Consider the following 19,625-nt stretch of genomic DNA (forward strand, 5'->3'; position numbering starts at 1 on the left):
TCCCCGCCCTTCCCAAAACCGCCATTGGCCGTCATAATAGCCGCCCTTGGGTCGTTAGCTCAGCTGGTAGAGCAGCGGACTTTTAATCCGTTGGTCGCAGGTTCGAATCCCGCACGGCCTACCAAGAATTTGTGGTTTGTTTGCAAGCCTTCATGGCACGCATCACCGCGCAGCATTACCGCAGTAATAGTAAAAAGTTTTTTGGGTCGTTAGCTCAGCTGGTAGAGCAGCGGACTTTTAATCCGTTGGTCGCAGGTTCGAATCCCGCACGGCCTACCAAATACTTCAGAAAAGCCCACGAACCCGGTTCGTGGGCTTTTCTGTTTCCGCCGCATCTGCGCTAGCACACGACAGCCCTACATACCCCCTCCCTGGCATCTCAAGCCATATCAGATTTGGCGCCGCGGCGCCTTCTTGCCTGCAACCCAATCGCAACAATTCCTACAAGCAACATTCCATAGGTACTTGGCTCAGGAACGGGCGATACCAACGATCCATTCAAGACAATCTCACCAATGGCATATAGGGGCAGACCATTACCTATATTTTTAAAATCACTAATCGTTATTACATCCGTGGCAATTCCCTCCAGAGCCGTTCCGGCAAAACTGAATCCATTATTGCACAGGTTACTGCTGCATTTTGGTCCCCAGTTAGTCGCATTCAAGTATAGCGACTGATCGCCAAAGCTGATCTTTGCCCCCGACAAATTTCCAGCAGAGACATTTCCTGCGTGCAACATACTATAAAAATTCATCTCATGAATAATACTCTGACCCGACAAGTGCAAAGTAATTATCGGATTATCAGGGGAATAGATGAACTGGGTACTCTCAACGCCACTCGGAACTATTCCATCATTCAACGATCCTTTACCGCCACTGTAATCATAAATCAAATCCAATGTGGGATGAACTCGCGTTAGCGTTCCATCGTAATTATTATTCCAGTTCCCTGCATCCTTTGCACGCCCATTTTTTATATCATATGTGACAATTGTTTGAGCATTGGCAGAAGCGCATGTCAGTGCCAAAAAAATCGCCGCAACTCTCAAAAAATTCATAGTATACATTTCCTTATATTTACATTAACAAATATATGTTAACTGAAATGAAACACACTATCAATTATTATTTCAACACTACCGATTTTTAAAAATACAACCTCACTTGATAGCTTCCACACACTCACTATCCTATCGCCGCAGGAAAATACTTCACTGAGCTCAATTAAATACGATAATTTTCCAAAAAAAATATGAATTAACCAAATAAAAAACAAACCTGGATTGAGACTTAGAACGCCTAACAAAACCTCTGAATGTATATCCAGCAGATGAGTATGCAGGCAAGCGAGAGGAATGCCTGATGGATATCGGCACGGCGCTCGTAGCGGATGCGTAATCGGCGAAAGCGGTGCAGCCAGCCCATTGTGCGTTCGACCACCCATCGCCATTTACCTAAGTAATTCTCAGGAAATTATTGTGAATTTATGACGAACAGAACTGGATGCTATGCAAGGCGCCCGCTGCGACGCAGAGCGCCGGTTATGGAAGTCAGAAATCACAATAATTTATTGGGGGCTACTTAGGCGTTCGCGCGACTCAATGCCGTAGCGGGCTATGCGTGGAACGATGCCACGGCTGCGCAACCAGGCCCGATGGGCACGCGAAGCGTAGGCCTTGTCGGCATGCAGTTTGGCAGGACGTTTGCGTGGACGGCCAGCAAGACCTGCTACTGGAAGGACGGCTTCAAGCAGGGGAATGAGCATTCGGGAATCATGTACCTGAGCCCCCGATATGCTCGCCACCAGAGGCAGACCGCGTTGATCGACGAGCAGATGGTGCTTGCATCCGAGCTTGCCGCGGTCGGTGGGATTGGGGCCGGTATGCTGTCTGCCGAGGGGGATGGCACGCTGGCCGAGTCGACACTGGCGCGTTCCCACTGAATTTTGTCGTATTCCCGCAAGTGCTGCAGCATGGCGTCATGGATGCGTTGCCACGTGCCGGTTTGTTGCCAGGTATGTAGACGCCGCCAGCAACTCATGCCGCTGCCGCAACCGAGTTCACGGGGAAGATATTCCCAAGGCAAGCCGGTCTTGAGGACGAACAGGATGCCGGTCAAGGCGGCACGGTCGTCAATGCGAGGACGCCCGCCTTTGGGAGAGCGACGATGTGCTGGCAGCAAAGGCTGAATCAGCGCCCACAGGTCATCAGGAAGAAGTGCTTTGGCCATGGCGCGGCCCTCGAAAATGATGTCAGGTAGGTTTGACCAGCATCGGTGCCCTTTGTTTCTCTGCACGACGTTTTGTTAGGTGCTATTACCCTCTCTCAAACGATCAAAAGACAAGCCGTCAAGCGTCAACATCGGAACAGCACAAGATCAGGAAGGACGAGGGATAGGGATCAAGTCCGGCATTCGCACACGATTTCAGCCTTGGCCGCCTCTATCAACAGCAAGGTGCGCTTTATCAAATACCGATATTGCTCGATTCACCGCCATGTCCGTCCCCATACCTGCCCGGCGTCACGCCCATCACGCGCCTGAACATGGCGATGAAGGCGCTGACGGTCTCGTAACCCAGGTCGAGTGCAATCGTCGTGACGGGCTGGCCGGCGGCCAATAGTTCCAGGGCGCGCAGGATGCGGGCGCGCTGGCGCCAGGCCGAGGGCGTAAAGCCCGTCTCGATCGTGAATCGGCGCGCCAGGGTGCGCGGCGAGACGCCGGCCCAGGCGGCCAGCACTTCCACGCCCCGCTCGTCGGCCAGGTCATCGAGCACGGCGCGCGCCACGCGCACCAGGCGCGGGTCCGTGGGTAGCGACAAACCGAACGGCTCGTGCGGCGCCGCGGCGATCTCGTCGAGGATCACGCCCGCCACCCGGGCCTGCCGCGCATCGAGTACGCCATCGCCCCAGCTGCTGGCGCGATCCACCGCTTCGCGCAGCAAGCCCGAAACGCGCATCACGCACGGTGCGGCGGGCAGACCGCCGCAACTGGCCTCGTCCACATACACGCTCCAGCCCGCAAACGGTCCATGCGAACGCAGCGCATGGACGTGATGGGGCGGCATCCACACGCAATGGCTGGCCGGCACCACCCACTGCCCGCGGTCGGCAGCCACGGAGAGCAGGCCCCGCTCGGCGCCGAACAGCTGACCGCTGGCATGGCGGTGCGCCGCCGTCACCCGTTCCTGCGGCTGAGACATGCGCATGGCGCGCAGCGGCGCCAGCAGCGTCGGCGGCAAGATTGGCGGATTTGACGTATCGATAGTCATAAACAACGCAGGCAAGACAATCCCGCCATCATACAGTGGAGTCTTTCGATATTCAGGAGTGCAGCATGCGTGCAGAAGACGTCTTACCGGATCAACAAAACCAGGGCCAGTTCAATGGCGTCACCGTGCGCAAGGGCACGGTGGGTGCCTTCCTGGCGAATGCCAGGCTATGGCTGGATGAGGCCAGCAGCGACGCCGAGCGCAGCAGCGCCGAGCGCGACATCCGCGACGCCCTGCCCGCCCTGCACGCGCTGGGGCTGTTCGACATCGTGCAAGTGCGCGATGCCGCGCTGCGCGAACTGGTATCGCCATCGGCCACGTAGGCGGCACTGGCTCGTCGCGGGCGCGCATTTCCTCTATCATGCTGCTTTGCCCGCCTTAGCACCCGCCATGCCGTTTACCATTGCCACCCCCGTCCACAGCGAACTGATCATCAAGAAAAGCCGTTTCATCGGTTGCGTGCAACCGATGACGGACCGCGCCAGCGCGCAGCAGGTGGTCAACGATTTGAAGGCGCAGCATCCGGGCGCCTGTCATGTGTGCTGGGCGCTGCTGGCGGGCGGGCAATCGGCGGCCGTCGACGACGGCGAACCGAGCGGCACCGCGGGGCGGCCCATGCTCGACGTGCTGCGCCACCAGGACCTGGAAGGCGTGCTGGCGACCGTCGTGCGCTACTTTGGCGGGATCAAGCTGGGCGCGGGCGGCCTCGTGCGCGCCTACACGGACAGCGTGGCGCAAGCGTTGCTGCAGGCGGAAAAGACGGCCATCGTGCGCCAGCGCAGCCTGCGCTGCACGGTGCCGTACGCGATGGAAGGCATGCTGCGCCGCGAGCTCGATGGCGCCGGCGCCACCTTGCTGAACGTGGCGCACGCCGACGCCGTGCTGTTCGACTTCAGCCTGCCGGAAGCGGCGGCCACCGCCCTGCTCGCCCACATGCTGGAGGCGGGGAATGGACGGATACAGTGGCTGGACGCGCAGGATGGCGAGGATCAGCCATAATCAACTGCTGCAGTCTGGCGGACATGATGGACGGCGACAAGCGCCCCATGGAAAACATATCCGCTTTTGCCGGAATACGCTGATCCACGACCACGGCGAAATCGCCTTCATTCCCGGGCATATAATTTCAGCAGTCCGGACAGAGGCCCGCAGCGGCATGCCCGCCCGTCCACGCTGCATTGGCGTCCACCACATCTGTCCCACCATAATACAGATGCCACATGTGTTTTTTCATGGCCTTGCCTTGAAAACCACCATCGTCATGGATAGCGCTGCTCCTGATATCCATTCGCAAACACGTGAAGAATATTCTCCAGCTGTCCGTCCACATAGCCGAACAGAATCTGATATCCGGCAGGGTTTTCCTGGCCATGCTCTCTCTGCCGGACCATGATGGAATGGAGGCGATCATCCTCATACAGATAATCGTAAGTCCCTTCGCCAAATTTCCCGAAATTGATGTCCTGCGCGATGCGTGCCCCGTCAAGAAAACTGAGCATGACATTCCTCAAGCTCCCTCCCGCATTGAAATGCACGCTTTTCAGTTCGCCGCGCTCATGAAAATAGAAGCTCCTGTTGATGATGGCAGCAGATCCGCCATAGCTTTCCACCAGGATGACCCTGCCTTCCCCATCGAAATAGTAGACATGGGTATCTTTCAGCGTCGCGGGCAGCGACTTCAGCTCTTTTCCCGGCTTGAAGCCGGCCCTTTGGGCTTCGAATGGCCTGACGTTACATAACGGCCCTTTGCTGATCTGCGTTCGCGCCACGCGCAGTTTGACGGCATCCAAATACGTCGCCATGAAAAAGTCGGATTTCGACGCTATCGCGTGGAATTGCTCGCCCAGTTTGTGGATTTCACTCATGCTATATCGCTCCCGCTACGACACTTCCAGCAATCAAGCCTTGCGCGGACGCTTGATCTGCAACAAGATGAAATGCGTCCACGCCAGCGCCGGCAGTACCATCAGCAACAACATCAGTCCGGCCGGCATGTCCGGCACGAAACGCACGAAGCAGGCGAGAAAGCCGGCGATGGCCAGCCAGAAGCGCCAGTTGAACGCATACGCCTTGCGCGCCACCGTCGCCAGCGCGATGCGCCAGAATTCCAGCAAGGCCCACAGGCCGCCCGTCAGCAGCAGCGCGGCCAGGGCATTGGCGCCGGGGGCGTCAGCCCAGGTGCGCACCAGGTTGTACAGCAGCACAGGATAGCCGGCCGTAATGGCCAGGGTGGCCGGGCCGGCGGCGATGACAGCTTCCAACAGCTGCCCTTTGGAACGATGATCCACTAAATCTTGCTCCTCAAGCCACGACGCCGGAATGGGCGGCGATCACTTGCAGCGCGCCGGCCGCATTGTGCGCCCAGACGCGCGTAAAACGGAAGTCGCCATGCGTTTCCACGTCGTGGTAGCTGCCCGTCAGTTGCATGCGCACGGAAACCACGGCCACGTGGCCGTTGACGCGCACGTGGCGCTCGGAGGCGCGCAAGTCCGTGATGGTCAGCAAGCGCTGCTCATGCGCGGCCAGGTCCGCATGCTTGCTCAGCAAATGCCCCAGGTGATTGGTGAACAACAAGTCATCGGCCAGCAAATCTTTCAGTACCGCAACGTCGGAGGCCATCATGGCCAGGCGCAAGCGTTCTTCCGCATCGAGTACCTGCACTTCCGTTAAAGCATTCATCTTTTTCCTTGAAATAATTGGCACGATATTAATAAATAGGCAAAACATGCTGGCATGAAATCATGTTTTTCACAATCCGCCGGAAGACTTATGCCTGTGGAGCATATTCATATAGCGTAATATTCGCAGCGGTATTGCGCAAAACGCCACCATAGTACTGTACAGTGCTTGCCCTTTCGCCCGGGGCAAGAACGAAAGTTACTGGTAGCAAAGTTCCACGCGCTCTCCGCAGTCTCGAATAAAACCAAGATAAGGCCCACTTATGGCAATTAACATCATTCTGAACCTGCTCGTTGCGCTGATCGTCTTCGCCTTCATGTTCCACCAGCAACGCAAACACGCGACGTTTACCGTGCGCGTCTTCACGGGCCTGGGCCTGGGCGTGCTGCTCGGTGCGGCCGTGCAGTGGCTGTACGGCGCCGGCTCGCCCATCATCGCCGGCACCAATGAATACATCGACATCGTCGGCAGCGGCTACGTCAAATTGCTGCAAATGATCATCATGCCGCTGATCATGGTGTCCATCATCTCCGCCATATTAAAACTCAAGGACGCGAGTTCCCTGGGCAAGATCAGCGCGCTGACCATCGGCACCCTGCTCATCACCACCACGGTCGCCGCCGCGCTGGGCATTTTGATGGCCAAGCTGTTCGGCCTGACGGCTGTCGGCCTGACGTCGAGCGCCGCCGAAGTGGCGCGCGGCGTGCAGCTGCAAGGCTCGCTGGAAACGGCGAAGGCCCTGTCCCTGCCGAAACTGCTGGTCAGCTTCGTGCCGACCAACCCCTTCCTCGACATGACGGGCGCGCGCAAGACGTCGACCATCGCCGTGGTCGTGTTTTCCATATTCATCGGCATCTCGGCCACGGGCATCGCCGCCAAGAAGCCGGAAATTTTCGCATCCTTCGAAAACTTCATGAAAGTGGCGCACGCCATCGTCATGCGCATGGTCACCCTGGTGTTGCGCCTGACGCCGTACGGCGTGTTCGCGCTAATGTTTGAAGTGGTGGCCTCGTCGAGCTACACGGACATCTTGAAATTGATCAACTTCGTCGTCGCCTCGTACAGCGCGCTGATATTGATGTTCCTCGTGCACCTGGCCATCATCGCCGGCGTGGGCCTGAACCCGCTGCGCTTCGTGAAAAAAGTCTTCCCCGTGCTGGCCTTCGCGTTCACCTCGCGCACCAGCGCCGGTTCGATCCCGATGAGCGTGCAGACGCAAACCCAGCGCCTGGGCACACCGGAAGGCATCGCCAACTTCGCCGCCTCGTTCGGTTCGACCATCGGCCAGAACGGCTGCGCCGGCATCTATCCCGCCATGCTGGCCGTCATGATCGCCCCCACCGTCGGCGTCGATCCATTCACGATCAGCTTCCTGCTGCCATTGCTGGCCATCATCACCATCGGTTCCGTCGGCGTAGCCGGCGTGGGCGGCGGCGCCACGTTTGCCGCCCTGATCGTGCTGTCGGCGATGGACTTGCCCGTCGCGCTGGCCGGCTTGCTGATCTCCGTCGAGCCGCTGATCGACATGGGCCGCACGGCCCTGAACGTGAGCGGTTCGATCACGGCGGGCACCGTCACCAGCCGGGTCATGGGACAAACCGACCTGGCCGTCTACAACAGCGACGACGCGCCCGACCTGGACGAAGCGGAACACGCCGCCTAGGAAGTTATCCAGCGCCGTGCCTTGCCGCCTCCCTCTATATTGATTGACAATAAACATGGAGGAAGGCGCAAGGCGATGAAACAGAAATGGCCGCAGCACATCTGGATCGTGCGTCACGGCCAAAGTGCCGGTGACGTGGCGCGCGATGCCGCTGAAGAGGAAAAACAGTTACTGATCGCCATCGCCGAGCGCGATGTCGATACCCCCCTCTCCCAACTGGGCGCGCGCCAGGCGCAAGCCCTGGGCGACTGATTCGCCCCCCCCCTGAACAACAGGCAACTGTCGTGCTGTACTCGCCCTACATGCGGGTGCAGCGGACAGCACAAGCCGTGCTGGCGCGCATCGGTGCGGACAGCCTCCCCTGCGTGGTAGCCGACGAGCGCCTGCGTGAAAAGGAGTTCGGCATCCTCGACCGCAGGAAGCGGCCGGCACACCCGTCACGGCCCAGCCCGACATGCCGGCCGCGCCGAAAGCCTGAGCGGAGGGTCATAACGGCATAAAAACAACAGCATAAGCATATCCAGAAAGAATCGTTAGCGCCGGCGGGCGCCTCCCTTAAGCTCATGGCAACTGTTTCCACACCGACACTAATCGAGCCCAAAGGACACCGCCTTGCATCCGCGCCATTCATCCGCCCCCGCCTCCCTTCCCGCCACGCCGCTGCGCGCCATCGTGCTGGCCTGCGCCATGCTGGGTGCACCGTCCGCCTGGGCCCAGGACGCGCAAGCCACCGCCGGCACAGGCGCTGCCGCTGACACGGCCGGCGCCGGCATCGACCAGGTCACCGTCGTCGGCTCGCGCGCGCGCAACCGCACGGTGTTCGACAGCAGCGTGCCCATCGACCGTTTCGGCGCGCGCGAAGTGAGCAATGCGCTGGCGACGGGCGACGTGGGCGCGGCCCTGCAAAACCTGTCGCCTTCGATCAACTTCCCCCGCATCGAGTCGAGCGGCGCGTCGGACTCCGTGCGCGGCATCCAGTTGCGGGGACTGGCCCCGGACCAGGTGCTGGTGCTGATCAACGGCAAGCGCCGCCACACGAGCGCCGTGCTCGACACGGAAAGCAGCTTTGCCGGCACCGTGCCGGTGGACATCAACGCCATTCCGCCGAACGCCATCGACCATATCGAAATCCTGCGCGACGGCGCCGGCGCCCAGTACGGCAGCGATGCCGTGGCGGGCGTGATCAACATCGTGCTAAAAAAAGCCCGTACGGGCGGCGCCGCGTCCATCAGCTATGGCGCCAACCACACGCATTTCGACCCGACCGATCAAACCCTGATGGATGGCCAGACCGTCATCGTCAACGCCGACTATGGCGTGCCGCTGGGCGAGGCAGGCTACTTCCGCTTCGGCGCGGAAACGCGGCGCCGCTCGCCCACGGAACGTGCCGGCCCCAGCGACGCGGGCTGGACTTCCTACAACTTCACGCCTGCCGACCAGGCGCTCGACGGCAAGGTGGTGTTCAAGTCGGGCGACTCGCGCCAGCGTAACCACTATCTGTTCTACAACACCCAGCTCACCCTGGATAACGGCCTGGACCTGTACTCGTTTGCCACCCTCAACGAGCGCACATCGGACGGCAGCGCCTACTTCCGCTATCCGGGCGACCCGTCGAATGTACTGGCCCTGTATCCGAACGGCTACCGCCCTGTCACCAACGGCGACAAGCGCGACCTCAGCATCGTAGCCGGCGTGCGCGGCAGCTTGGGCGAGTGGAACTGGGACGCCAGCGCGCGCCACGGCAGCGACCGCTTTGACTACGGCGTGAGCCACTCCGTCAACGCCTCGCTGGGCGCCGCCAGCCCCACGCGTTTTAATTTGGCCGGCTTCGACTTCCGCCAGAACGCCTTGAATCTCGATGCCACGCGCAGTATCGACATCGGCTTGCCCGCCCCCTTGAACCTGGCGGTGGGCGCCGAATGGATGCGCGAAACCTACACCAGCTCGGCTGGCGACCCTGCCTCGTATGCGGCCGGCAGCTTTACCGATGCGCCGCCGGGCGCGCAGGCAGGACCCGGCTTGCGCCCATCGGACGCCTACGACGGCAGCCGGCAAATCCGCTCCGTGTATGCGGACGTGGAAAGCGACCTCACGCCGCGCCTGCTGGTAGGCGCCGCCGCCCGCTATTCCGATTACAGCGACTTCGGCAGCGCCAGCACGGGCAAGCTGTCGACGCGCTATAAAGTGACGGACAACTTCCTCCTGCGCGGTTCGCTGTCGAACAGCTTCCGCGCACCGGCCCTCGTGCAGACGGGTTTCCGCTTCGCCACCCTGAACTTCAATGCCGATGGCACGGCCCTGCAAACGGCGGCCCTGCTGCCGGCCAGCGACCCGCTGGCGCGCAGCTTCGGCGCGCAACAGCTGAAACCTGAAAAATCGACCAACGTCTCGCTGGGCCTGGCCTGGAAACCGGCCGCCGCCACCAGCGTGACGGTGGACGCCTATGTGATCCGCATCCGCGACCGCATCACGCGCTCGAGCGACTTGCAAAGCGACGCCGTCACGGCCTACCTGGCGGCGAATGACCGCAGCGACATCCAGTCCGTTGCCTACCTGGCCAACCTGCTCGACACCCGAACCAAAGGCCTGGACGTGGTGCTGAACCACGACCTGGCGTTCACCTCAGGCAAGCTGAACCTGAATGCGGCGCTGAACCTGAACAAGACCAGCCTCGACAAGGTACGCCAGAGTTCCGCTGCGCTGGCCAATATCGATCCCAGTCTGACCCTGCTGACGGAGACGAGTTTGTTCCGCATCAAACATGCGTCACCCTCCAGCAAATTAATCCTCGGCGCCGACTGGCAGGCGGCCGGCTGGGGCGTGCAAGCGCGCGCCACGCGCTTTGGCGAGCTGAAAGATTTTTCGTACGACAGCGATGCGCCCCTGATCGACGGCATCCCCGCCCAGCGCTTCGGCGCCGTCTGGTCGCTGGACCTGGAAGGTCAATTGAAACTGAGCAAGCAACTGACCTTGAGCGTGGGCGGCAACAACATCCTCGACCGCTATCCGCAGCGCGTGCGGGAAACGAATAACGCCACGTATGGCGGCGCCCTGCCCTACAATTTCATCAACCCCATCGGCGTCAATGGCGCGTACTTTTACGCTAAATTAAGCTACACGTTCTGACACTGGATACAAAGGAAATCATGATCATCAAACGCCTCTCCCACCTCGTCGCCGGCACCTGCCTGAGCGCCCTCCTGCTGTCGTCCGCCCAGGCTGGCGCGCCGCTGGTGCTGATGACGGACTTCGGCACGGCCGATGGCGCCGTGTCGGCCATGCATGGCGTGGCCTATGGCGTCGATCCGCAGCTGACCATTTCGGACCTGACGCACCAGATTCCCGACTACGACATCTGGCTGGGCGCCTACCGCTTGTACCAGACGGCAAATTACTGGCCGCAAGGCACGGTATTCGTTTCCGTCATCGATCCGGGCGTGGGCACGGCGCGTAAGTCGGTGGTGCTGAAAACCAAGGGAGGGCGCTACTTCGTGGGGCCGGACAATGGCCTGTTCACCCTGATCGCCGAGCGCGACGGCGTGGCCGAACTGCGCGAAATCGATGAAAAGGTCAACCGCCTGGCTGGCTCCGCCGAGTCGTACACCTTCCATGGCCGCGACGTGTACGCGTACGTGGGTGCGCGCCTGGCGTCAGGCGCCATCAGCTATGAACAGGTGGGGCCTCAATTGCCGAGCGAATCCGTGGTGAAGATCGCGTATCAAAAGCCTGTGCGCGACGGCAACACGATTCGCGGCATCGTGCCCGTGCTCGACGTCAAGTACGGCAATGTCTGGACAAACATTCCGAAATCCCTGCTCGACGAGTTGCAGGTAAAACTGCACGACCCGCTGCAAGTACGCATCTTGCACAAGGGCAAGCAAGTGGCCAAGGTCACGGCGCCGTTCGAGCACACGTTTGGCGGCGTCGCCAAGGGCAAGCCCCTCGTCTACCTGAACAGCCTGCTCGACGTGGCCGTCGCCATCAGCCAGGGCGACTTTGCCGCCAAGCACCACGTCGAGTCGGGCGTGGATTGGGAAGTGGAAGTGAGCAAGGCCCCTGCCGCCAAATAAATCGTCTTGCGCGGCCAGGACGTCCTATCCTGGCCCACCCCGTATCCCTTGCGGATTTGCGCTGCGTCAAACGCAGCGCGCTCCCTGTCTCCGCCAGCACCGCGCCTGTGCAAGTCCGGTGAACCAGTACCGGCCCGCCTACTCTAAACCTTGCAAGCGATGCCAGCCTTGTTCCAGATACGCAATCTGGCGAGGCATGCGTTTCCACGACAGTTTTTCACTGAAAAGGAACAATCATGACGGCTCCACTCCTGACCACCAGCAAGCTCGTCCTCGGCAGCGCCATCGTCTGTGCGCTGCTGGGCGGTTGCAACAAGCGCAACGATACCAGCACCACCGCCATGCCCGCCGCCACCGCGCCGGCAACGCCGCCCGCCACCAGCGGCACGTCCGGCACCACGGGCACGACCAATCCGGACGCCACTACGCCAGCCACGCCTGGCATGGCACCGGGCACCACCACCAACCCCGATGGCACGACCACCCCGCCCTCCACCACGCCGCCTGGCAACGGCACAGGCACGGGGACCACGCCGCCACCGCGCAACAGCTAGCGCGCCGCGTCCTGGCCAACCGGGCAGGCAAAAAAAAGAGCCTTCCGCGGAAGGCTCTCGAAATACCACGGCGCAGCGCGAGCTGGCCTTGGCCCGGTTTTACTTTTGCAGGCTGACCGACGCCGCCTTCGGCGTGCGGCGTCCCATCAGGAACAGCACGGCCTTTTTCAGCATGCGGTAGGCGAAGCGCACCAGCAGCAGGGTCAGCACGCACTCGATCAAGGTCAAGAGCATGGCTACGGCCACGGGCATGCGCGAAGCGCGGCGGTGGAACTTGGCCACGGCGCCATCACGGGCGATTTCGATGCTGTCATAGAAGGTCGGCACGACCAGCAGGGTCAGAATCGTCGAGGTGATGGTGCCGCCGATGATGGCGATCGCCAATGGACGGTAGAACTCGCCGCCCTCGCCCAGGCCCAGCGCCACGGGGAACATGCCGGCGATCAGCGCGAACGTCGTCATCAGGATGGGGCGCAGACGCATGCGGCCCGCATACATCAGCGCATCTTCGCGGCCATGGCCCTCTTCCTCGCGCTTGCGCGCCGCGTCCAGCAACAGGATGGCGTTCTTGGCGACCAGCCCCATCAGCATGATGATGCCGATAAAGCTCATCAGGTTGAGGGTGTTATTCGTGATCACCAGCGCCACCACCACGCCGATCAAACTGAGCGGCAAGGACATCATCACGGCCACCGGCGCGGTGAAGGAACCAAACTGCATGACTAGGATCAAATACATCAGGCCGATACCCATGACCAGCGCGATCAGCATTTCCGTGAACAGTTCTTGTTGATCCTGGCCGGCGCCACCGAGCGCCAGGCCATAGCCGGGCGGGAAGTCGATGGAATTGGCCAGCTTCATGGCGTCGCTCGTCACTTCGCCGTTCGAGCGGCCTTGCGCATTGGCCGACACGGTAATCGTGCGCTTGCCATTCTTGTGCTCGATGCCGGAAGGGCCCTTGCCCATGGTGATGGTGGCGATCTGGTCGAGCGGGACCATTTGCGAAGTCCCCGTCACGCTGATCGGCAGGCGCTCGATGTTTTCCGACGCCACGCGGTCATCGGGATGCAGGCGCACGGCCACGTCGCGCGTTTCGCCCGTCGGATCGACCCAGTCGCCCACTTCCACGCCGGCGAAGGCCACGCGCAACGATTGCGCTGCGTCATTGACGGAAATGCCCATCGAGTTGGCCAGGCCACGGTTGAGCTCGATCTGCAGCTCGTTCTTCGGGTCTTGCTCGGACAGGCCCACGTCGACGGCGCCGGGAATCGTGCGCAGCTTGTCCATATAGGCATTCGTGATTTCCATCAATTTACGCGAATCCGGGCCCGTGAATTCCACCTGGATCGGCTTTTGCGAACCGTTGCTCAAGTCATCCTGCACCACGTATTCGGCGCCCACCAGGCGCGACATCTTTTCGCGCAGCTCGACGGCGATTTCCTTGGCCGAACGCTTGCGGGTATTGCGCTTGCCGATGTCGACATACACTCTTCCGCCGCCCGCATTGATGGAACTGTTGGTATCCTTGGTTTCAGGCAAGGTACGCGCCAGCACGGCCGCCGCTTCCAGTTTCAAACGCGAATACTCGATGCTGCTCGACGATGGGGTGCGCACATTGATCATCAAGTTGCCCGAATCGGATGCTGGCAGGAAACTCGTGCCGCCATGGGTAGCGTGCAGGACGATGGCGCCTACCAGGCTGCCGAAGGCGATCACGGCCATCCAGCGGCGATGATGCAGGGCCCAGGCGATCACGCGGCCATAACGGTCGGCCTGGTGGTCGAACCAGTGGTTGAATTTTTCCAGTACGCGGCCGATGCCTTTTTTCGGCGCCGAGTGTTCCTCGACCGGGTCGCCCCAGTAAGCCGACAACATCGGGTCGAGCGTAAACGAGATGCCCAGGCTGACGAGCACCGAGCACGTCACCGTCAAGGCAAACGGACGGAACCATTCGCCGGAGATGCCGGGCATGAACGCGACGGGAATGAAGACGGCGATGATGGAGAAGGTCGTCGCGGCCACGGCCATGCCGATCTCGGCCGTGCCTTCCAGCGCGGCCGTGCGGCGGTCCTTGCCCATCTGCATGTGGCGCACGATGTTTTCACGCACGACGATGGCATCGTCGATCAGCACGCCAATGGCCAGCGACAAGCCCAGCAAGGTCATGAAGTTCAGGGTAAAGCCGCACAGCCACACGGCAATGAAGGCGGCAATCACGGATGTAGGCAGGCTCAGCGCCGTGATCAGGGTCGAACGCCACGAGTTCAGGAAGGCGTAGACGACGAAAATCGTCAGCACGGCGCCCAGCACCAGCGATTCGATCACGTTGTTCAAGCTATGCTGGGCGTTTTCGCCGCCGTCGCGCGTCACTTGCAGGATCGTGCCTTTCGGCAAGGTCTTGTTGATTTCCGCCACCATGTCGCGGATCTTGTTGGCCACGCTGACGGTGGAGGCGTCGCGCACGCGGGTGATCGAAATGCCCACGTTGGGCTTGCCGCTGCGCATGCTCAGGCTGTTGACTTCGGCAAAGCCATCTTCGATGGTGGCCACTTGCGCCAGGCGCACGATTTCCTCGCCGCGGCGCTTGATCACCACTTTTTCGAAGTCGCTTGGCGACTCGATGCGGCCCACGAGGCGGATGCTTTTCTCGTCCAGGGTGCCGCGCACCTTGCCCACGGGCGCATTCGTATTCTGGTTGCGCAAGGCGGTGACGACGTCGCTGACGGAAACATTGTATTCACGCAACTTTTCCGCCCGCAGCAGCACGGACAGTTCGCGCTTGAGCGAACCGCCCACGTTGACCAGCGCCACGCCATCGACGGTGCGGAAGCGGTCCGACAGCACGTCCTCGGCCAGGCGCGAAATTTCCGCATGGCTTTGCGTATTCGACGACAGGGCCAGTTGCATGATGGGCTCGGCAGCCGGATCGATGCGCTGCAAGATAGGTTCGCGCATTTCCGTCGGCAACTTGTAGCGCACGGCGGCAATCGCATTGCGGATATTGTCGGACGCTTCGATCAAATTGGTATTGAAGGAAAACTTCAGGAAGATGCTGGCCGAACCTTCATTCGAATCGCTGTTGACTTCGGTCACGCCGGAAATGCTTTGCAAGGACTTTTCCAGGCGGTTCACCACTTCGCGCTCGACCGTGTCGGGCGACGCGCCAGGGTAAGGAATACTGACGACGATGAACGGTACTTCGACGTCCGGGTTCTGGTTGACGCGCAATTTCTTGAGCGCCAGCAAGCCGACGCACATCATGGCCAGGATCAGGACGATGGTGGCGGTGGGCCGCTTGATACTGAAATCGGAAAGGAACATGGCTTAGTTTCCTTTACCGGCAACGGCGGTGCTGCTGCTGGCCACGGCGGCGGCTGGCACGGCCTTGGCGGCCGTCAATTCCACTTTCTGCCCATCCTTGAAGGTCGAGCCCGGCGTGCGCAGCACGGTATCGCCGCTGGCCAGGCCGCTTTGCACTTCCCACTGGCCCGTGCGCACGTCGCGCGCGCCGATGCGCAAGTTGACTTTATGCAAAGCCTTGTCCTTGACTTTCCACGTGTACGTGACGTCGCCCGCCTTCACCAGGGCCGAGTCGGGTATCATCAGCGCGCTGACGGTTTCCGTCTCGATACGGCCTTCCGCATACAGGCCGGCCACGCGCGGTTGTTCCTTGTCATTGAAATCGACGAGCACGGCCACCTGGCGCGTGACGGCGTTGGCGGCCGGATCGACGCGGCGCACCTTGCCCGCGAAATCCTGTCCCGGATAACCATTGATGCGGAACAATACGGGCTGGCCCACCTTGACGACGCCGATCTTGTCGGCCGACACCAGGCCTTCCAGGCGCATGCTGGTTGGATCGATGACCTTGATCAATTCCTTGCCGATTTGCGCCGTATCGCCATTCGATACCTTGCGCTCGCTCACGATGCCGTCGAACGGCGCGCGCACGAGGGTGCGCTGCAACTGCTGGCGCGCTTGCACGGCGCGGCTTTTCGCAGCGGACAGATCGCTTTGCGCATTGTTGCGGCGGATTTCCGCGTCTTCCAGCGCCTGCGTCGAGGTCATGCCCGAAGCGCGCAGGGTTTTCATGCGCTGGAACATGCGTTCGGACTGCTCCAGCACCTGGCCGGCGGCGCGGCTGGCTTCCTCGGCCGAATTGAGGCCGTCGCGGATGGACGTTTCGTCCAGGCGCACCAGCACGTCGCCCCGCTTGACGATTTCACCATTTTCCTTCATGACCTGGATCACCACGGCCGACACTTCGGCGCGCAAGTCCGCGTTGCGCTCGGGCTGCACGGAACCGGTGATGACCGGCCCCGACGCCAGCGCATTGCTCTGGATGGTCAGCAAGTCTTCCGGGGACACGAGCAAATTGGCGGCAGCGCCCGCCTGTTCCTTGGCATTCTTGCCGCCCTTGCCGGGATCTTTGGACTCTTTGCCGCAGGCGGCCAGGGCAGAAGCGATTGCCAGAACAAACAGGGTTTTGCGCAACATGGGTAATTCTCCGGATAGATAGCACCACTACCGTTCCCGCGGCCCGGATAGGGCTGCAAGCGATAGCAAGCATAATATTTTTATTAAAACCACAAGCGCCAAAGTATCCATGAGCGCATCCGGGCATGTCAATCGGCGGTTTCCTGTAATGCTTTAATCAATGGATGAAACGTAGTTTTTACGCCCTGAAACGCAAAACCCCGCCTTGAAGCGGGGTTTTGCGTTTCAGGGGAAGCGAACTTAGCGGCCGAAAACGGTGTTGATCAGGAAACCGATGGCCACGCCCGTGCACAGGCCGCCGGCGATTTCCACCAGGGTATGGCCCATGCGCTCGCGCAACCAGGTATGCGCGGGGCTGGCCGCTTCCTTGGCCAGGCGGTTGATGGCGGCCGCCTGCTTGCCCACGTGCTGGCGCAGGCTGTTGGCGTCGATGATGACGATGAAGGCCAGGGTCACTGCCACGCCGAAGGCGGGATGGCCGATGCCTTCGCGCAAGGCGATCAGGGTCGCCATGCTGGACACGACGGCACTATGGTTGCTGGGAAAGCCGCCATTGCCGACCAGGCCGAACGCCCATTGCCGCGTGCGGACACTGTTGATCAGGAATTTGATCGGTCCGACCAGGATCCAGGTGATCAGGGGCGTGACGAGGTAAGCGATATCCACGGGGTATTCCTTCTTATATATGTATAGGGTGTGTCAGGGGAGACAGGCGCGCCGCAATTATCGCAGAACATCCGCGCCAGCAGAACTGTCTGTCGTCAGCCTATAAAACGCCGCCCCCGGCGGCAACTAATATAAAATCATGGCATATACAACAATTGACGTATATCAACACTCAGTGCGGCGCACACAGCGGCGCGGATAATCAAACGTCTTTCATACTTGCAACGGGGTACTCATGCGGCATTTCAGAATTTCCTTTTTAGTCACTTTTATCCTGATGGCTGTGTCAGGCTGGTGGGGTTACAGCCATGGCGGCATGCCGGGCCTGATCCAGGCGCTGTGGATCACGGGCGTGCTGGGCATCATGGAAGTGTCGCTGTCGTTCGACAATGCAGTGGTGAATGCCTCGGTCTTGCGTCACTGGAATGAATTCTGGCAAAAACTGTTCTTGACGGTAGGTATCCTCGTGGCCGTCTTCGGTATGCGGCTGCTGTTTCCATTGGTCATCGTTTCCGTCGCCACGGGCCTGGGCCTCGTCGACGTATGGACCATGGCCACCACGACGCCCGATGTGTACGCCAAGCACCTGACGGACAACCATGCGCAAGTGGCAGCCTTCGGCGGCGCCTTCCTGCTGCTGGTGTTCCTGAACTTCCTGTTCGACGACGAGAAGGAATTGCACTGGCTGGGCTGGGCCGAGGAAAAAGTCAACGCGCTGGGCACGGAAAGCCTGGCCGTGCTGATCACCATGGGCGCCGTGGCTGCCTGCGTGGCGATGGGCCCCGTGGAGCAAAAATACAGCGTGCTCGCGTCGGGCATCGTCGGCATCGCCGTCTACATCGGCGTGAACTGGATCAGCGGCTTGCTGGAAGAAGGCGAACCGGACTTGCAGGATGACGCAGAAGAAAGCGCCGCGCCGGCCAGGAACGGCAATGGCGACCTGGTAAAAACCGTGGCGCGCGGCAGCATCGGCGGCTTCCTGTACCTGGAAGTGCTGGACGCCTCGTTCAGCTTTGACGGCGTGATCGGCGCGTTCGCCATCACCAACGACGTCGTCATCATCATGCTGGGCCTGGCCATCGGCGCCATGTTCGTGCGCTCGATGACGGTATACCTGGTGCACAAGGGCACGCTGGACGAATTCGTCTACCTGGAGCACGGCGCCCACTATGCGATCGGCATCCTCGCCTTGATCATGCTGGCGTCCGTCAAGTACCATATTCCGGAGTGGTTCACGGGCCTGTCGGGCGTGGCCTTCATCCTGGTCTCGCTGTGGTCATCCTTGCGTTATCGCAAACGGCACGCGGCACAAGCTTGAAATCGGGGGTTCCGCCCCCAATTGAGAGAGTAATGGCACGAGCGCCTTGCGCTCATCCCATGAAGGCATGTTTAACAACACCTGACAAAACCGTAGCGAGCGGAAGGAAGTTGTGGCAGAGAAGCGCAACTGTACGAAGGTACAGTGAGCATCGCAGGCCGCAAATTACGACGCGCAGTAGGTTTTGATTGGCGTTTTGAGTTAATTACTGAAAAGGAGCACCACATGGCAATCAGTTTGCAAAAAGGCGGCAACGTCAACCTGAGCAAGGAAGCACCGAACCTGAAGAAGATCATCGTCGGCCTCGGCTGGGATCCTCGTTCGACGGATGGCGCCACCTTCGACCTTGACGGTAGCGCTTTCCTCCTGAAAAGCGACGGCAAAGTCCGTGGCGACTCTGACTTCATTTTCTACAACAACCTGAAGTCGACCGACGGCTCCGTCGTCCACACGGGCGACAACCAGACGGGCGAAGGCGAAGGCGACGATGAGCGCATCGAAATCGACCTGACCCGCGTGCCAAACGACATCGACCGCATCAGCATCACCGTCACCATTCACGACGCCGACGCGCGCCGCCAGAACTTCGGCATGGTGTCGAAAGCCTTCATCCGCTGCCTGAACGCGGAAGGCGAAAAAGAAATCGCCCGCTACGACCTGTCCGAAGACAGCTCGACGGAAACGGCGATGATCTTTGGCGAAATCTACCGTTACAACGGCGAATGGAAGTTCAAGGCTATCGGCCAGGGCTTCAACGGCGGTCTGGGCCCACTGGCCCGCTCTTTCGGCGTCAACGCCTAATTCACACTCGTTAAACCTACTGCGCCGCTCACTTTCGGGCCTGCGTTGCTCGCTGTACCTGCGTACAGCTGCGCGACTTAACCCGAAATCGAGCTTGCTCGCTA

18 protein-coding genes, 2 tRNA genes and 2 pseudogenes are annotated in these 19,625 nt (G+C 60.6%); 12 read left to right on the plus strand and 10 right to left on the minus strand.

The genetic code is table 11. From position 1 onward, the window contains the following. The first annotated feature begins 48 nt into the window (after positions 1–48). Positions 49–124, plus strand: a tRNA-Lys gene (locus VPH40_RS21605). Positions 125–203: 79 nt separating this feature from the next. Continuing rightward, positions 204–279: transfer RNA gene (locus VPH40_RS21610), tRNA-Lys, on the plus strand. 100 nt (positions 280–379) lie between these two features. On the opposite strand, the gene VPH40_RS21615 is transcribed toward VPH40_RS21610, so the two are convergent. The 4 genes and pseudogenes from VPH40_RS21615 to VPH40_RS21630 all read right to left on the minus strand — a co-directional run bounded on the left by VPH40_RS21615 (position 380) and on the right by VPH40_RS21630 (position 3,273). Beyond that, positions 380–1,063 carry a PEP-CTERM sorting domain-containing protein gene (locus tag VPH40_RS21615; protein WP_305053552.1) on the minus strand — a complete coding sequence of 228 codons (684 nt, stop codon included), beginning with the start codon at positions 1,061–1,063 and terminating at the stop codon, positions 380–382. Positions 1,064–1,304: 241 nt separating this feature from the next. Then, positions 1,305–1,463, minus strand: a pseudogene (locus tag VPH40_RS21620) (transposase); the annotation flags it as partial. A 124-nt stretch (positions 1,464–1,587) separates the two neighbouring features. After that, a pseudogene (locus VPH40_RS21625) lies at positions 1,588–2,234 on the minus strand (IS5 family transposase); the annotation flags it as partial. Between the two features lie 235 nt (positions 2,235–2,469). After that, positions 2,470–3,273 (minus strand): AraC family transcriptional regulator, encoded by an 804-nt coding sequence (locus VPH40_RS21630; protein WP_328574459.1) that lies wholly within the window; start codon positions 3,271–3,273, stop codon positions 2,470–2,472. A gap of 65 nt (positions 3,274–3,338) precedes the next feature. Between VPH40_RS21630 and VPH40_RS21635 the strand changes: the two genes are divergently transcribed. Then, positions 3,339–3,596, plus strand: a complete 258-nt coding sequence (locus VPH40_RS21635; RefSeq protein WP_305053554.1) for a hypothetical protein — start codon at positions 3,339–3,341, stop codon at positions 3,594–3,596. A gap of 67 nt (positions 3,597–3,663) precedes the next feature. Beyond that, positions 3,664–4,272 (plus strand): IMPACT family protein, encoded by a 609-nt coding sequence (locus tag VPH40_RS21640; RefSeq protein WP_328574460.1) that lies wholly within the window; start codon positions 3,664–3,666, stop codon positions 4,270–4,272. 260 nt (positions 4,273–4,532) lie between these two features. Here VPH40_RS21640 and VPH40_RS21645 read toward each other — a convergent pair whose 3' ends face one another. The 3 genes from VPH40_RS21645 to VPH40_RS21655 are packed head-to-tail and all read right to left on the minus strand — an operon-like array spanning position 4,533 to position 5,952. After that, a complete protein-coding gene (locus tag VPH40_RS21645) occupies positions 4,533–5,138 on the minus strand; it encodes a hypothetical protein (protein WP_328574461.1) in 606 nt (201 codons plus the stop codon). A gap of 33 nt (positions 5,139–5,171) precedes the next feature. Next, complete coding sequence (locus VPH40_RS21650) at positions 5,172–5,561, minus strand: hypothetical protein (RefSeq protein WP_328574462.1); 390 nt, start codon at positions 5,559–5,561, stop codon at positions 5,172–5,174. 13 nt (positions 5,562–5,574) lie between these two features. Continuing rightward, positions 5,575–5,952, minus strand: a complete 378-nt coding sequence (locus tag VPH40_RS21655; protein WP_305053557.1) for a nuclear transport factor 2 family protein — start codon at positions 5,950–5,952, stop codon at positions 5,575–5,577. A gap of 262 nt (positions 5,953–6,214) precedes the next feature. Between VPH40_RS21655 and VPH40_RS21660 the strand changes: the two genes are divergently transcribed. The 6 genes from VPH40_RS21660 (at position 6,215) to VPH40_RS21685 (ending at position 12,239) form a co-directional block, all read left to right on the plus strand. Continuing rightward, positions 6,215–7,615 (plus strand): L-cystine transporter, encoded by a 1,401-nt coding sequence (locus VPH40_RS21660; RefSeq protein ID WP_251350914.1) that lies wholly within the window; start codon positions 6,215–6,217, stop codon positions 7,613–7,615. 75 nt (positions 7,616–7,690) lie between these two features. Next, positions 7,691–7,867 carry a hypothetical protein gene (locus tag VPH40_RS21665; RefSeq protein WP_328574463.1) on the plus strand — a complete coding sequence of 59 codons (177 nt, stop codon included), beginning with the start codon at positions 7,691–7,693 and terminating at the stop codon, positions 7,865–7,867. Between the two features lie 50 nt (positions 7,868–7,917). Further along, positions 7,918–8,115: a hypothetical protein gene (locus VPH40_RS21670; RefSeq protein ID WP_328574495.1), complete on the plus strand. Its 198-nt coding sequence runs from the start codon at positions 7,918–7,920 to the stop codon at positions 8,113–8,115. Positions 8,116–8,227: 112 nt separating this feature from the next. After that, on the plus strand, positions 8,228–10,741 hold the full coding sequence (locus VPH40_RS21675; RefSeq protein WP_328574464.1) for a TonB-dependent receptor plug domain-containing protein: 2,514 nt from the start codon (positions 8,228–8,230) through the stop codon (positions 10,739–10,741). A 20-nt stretch (positions 10,742–10,761) separates the two neighbouring features. Next, positions 10,762–11,685, plus strand: a complete 924-nt coding sequence (locus VPH40_RS21680) for an SAM hydrolase/SAM-dependent halogenase family protein (protein ID WP_099664989.1) — start codon at positions 10,762–10,764, stop codon at positions 11,683–11,685. A gap of 236 nt (positions 11,686–11,921) precedes the next feature. Continuing rightward, positions 11,922–12,239, plus strand: coding sequence for a hypothetical protein (locus VPH40_RS21685; protein ID WP_328574465.1), 318 nt, complete (start codon positions 11,922–11,924; stop codon positions 12,237–12,239). 99 nt (positions 12,240–12,338) lie between these two features. On the opposite strand, the gene VPH40_RS21690 is transcribed toward VPH40_RS21685, so the two are convergent. From VPH40_RS21690 to VPH40_RS21700, 3 genes are all read right to left on the minus strand, one after another. Continuing rightward, entirely contained in the window at positions 12,339–15,560 is a 3,222-nt protein-coding gene (locus VPH40_RS21690; RefSeq protein WP_328574466.1) for an efflux RND transporter permease subunit, read from the minus strand. A gap of 3 nt (positions 15,561–15,563) precedes the next feature. After that, complete coding sequence (locus VPH40_RS21695) at positions 15,564–16,736, minus strand: efflux RND transporter periplasmic adaptor subunit (protein ID WP_077401247.1); 1,173 nt, start codon at positions 16,734–16,736, stop codon at positions 15,564–15,566. A gap of 240 nt (positions 16,737–16,976) precedes the next feature. After that, the gene (locus VPH40_RS21700; protein WP_289899324.1) at positions 16,977–17,402 is read right to left on the minus strand and encodes a divergent PAP2 family protein; all 426 of its coding nucleotides are present in this window, start codon (positions 17,400–17,402) and stop codon (positions 16,977–16,979) included. Between the two features lie 235 nt (positions 17,403–17,637). On the opposite strand from VPH40_RS21700, the gene VPH40_RS21705 reads away from it, so the two are divergent. Further along, positions 17,638–18,720 carry a DUF475 domain-containing protein gene (locus VPH40_RS21705; RefSeq protein ID WP_328574467.1) on the plus strand — a complete coding sequence of 361 codons (1,083 nt, stop codon included), beginning with the start codon at positions 17,638–17,640 and terminating at the stop codon, positions 18,718–18,720. A 225-nt stretch (positions 18,721–18,945) separates the two neighbouring features. Further along, positions 18,946–19,521, plus strand: a complete 576-nt coding sequence (locus VPH40_RS21710) for a TerD family protein (RefSeq protein WP_099664994.1) — start codon at positions 18,946–18,948, stop codon at positions 19,519–19,521. Positions 19,522–19,625: the final 104 nt, after the last annotated feature.

It is taken from the genome of Janthinobacterium sp. P210005 (genome assembly GCF_036231865.1).
Classification (GTDB): Bacteria; Pseudomonadota; Gammaproteobacteria; order Burkholderiales; family Burkholderiaceae_D; genus Janthinobacterium; species Janthinobacterium kumbetense.